This is a genomic window from Methylobacterium sp. CCH5-D2, assembly GCF_001556475.1.
Classification (GTDB): Bacteria; Pseudomonadota; Alphaproteobacteria; order Rhizobiales; family Beijerinckiaceae; genus Methylobacterium; species Methylobacterium hispanicum.
This window is the reverse complement of the sequence record NZ_LSIX01000870.1, coordinates 1-941: the sequence shown is the minus strand read 5'-3', so window position 1 is coordinate 941 and position 941 is coordinate 1. Positions and strand designations below refer to the sequence as shown.

1 protein-coding gene is annotated in these 941 nt (G+C 69.2%); it reads left to right on the top strand.

Going from position 1 to position 941, the window contains the following annotated elements; genetic code table 11:
• Positions 1 to 941, top strand: a 941-nt coding sequence (locus AX737_RS23140; protein WP_197430692.1) for an efflux RND transporter permease subunit, incomplete at both ends; no start/stop codon positions are given.

Genomic DNA, 941 nt, shown 5'->3' with positions numbered 1-941 from the left:
GCTCGGCTTCGGCTTCTCCGGCCAGGGCCAGAACGCGGCGCTCAACTTCGTCGGGTTGAAGCCCTGGGGCGAACGCGGGCCGAATGACGGCGCCGATGCCATCACCGCCCGCGCCAACGCCGCCCTCGGCGGCCTGACCGACGCCATCGTCATGTCGCTCGCCCCGCCGGCCATCGACTCGCTGGGCAACTCCAGCGGCTTCGCCTTCCGCCTCCAGGACAAGGGCCAGCAGGGCCATGCGGCGCTGGCGGCCGCGCGCAACCAGCTGCTCAAGGCGGCGAGCCAGAGCCCGGTGCTGCAGGGCGTCTACGTCGAGGGCCTGCCGACCGCGCCGCAGGTCGAGCTCGTCCTCGACCGGCAGAAGGCGAACGCGCTTGGCGTCACCTTCGCCGACATCAACGACGTCCTATCGACCAGCCTCGGTTCGACCTACGTCAACGACTTCCCCAACCAGGCACGGATGCAGCGGGTCATCGTCCAGGCCGAGGCGTCCCGGCGCATGACGGCCGAGGATCTCCTCGACTTGCACGTCCGCAACGCCAAGGGCCAGATGGTGCCGCTGCAATCCTTCGCGCGGGTCGAATGGACGATGGGTCCCTCGCAGGTCGTTGGCTTCGATGGCTACCCGAGCATCAAGATCTCGGGGACCGCCGCGCCGGGCTACGCCAGCGGCGATGCCATGGCCGAGATGGAGCGGCTCGCCAAGCAACTGCCGCCGGGCTTCGACTTCGCTTGGACCGGGCAGTCGCTGCAGGAGAAGCTCTCCGGCTCCCAGGCCATCTTTCTGCTCGCGCTGGCGCTGTTCTGCGTCTTCCTCTGCCTCGCGGCGCTCTACGAGAGCTGGTCGATCCCGCTCGCCGTCCTCCTGGTGGTGCCGACCGGCGTCGTCGGCGCGGTCTTCGCCATGCTGCTGCGGGACATGCCGAACGACGTCTACTTCA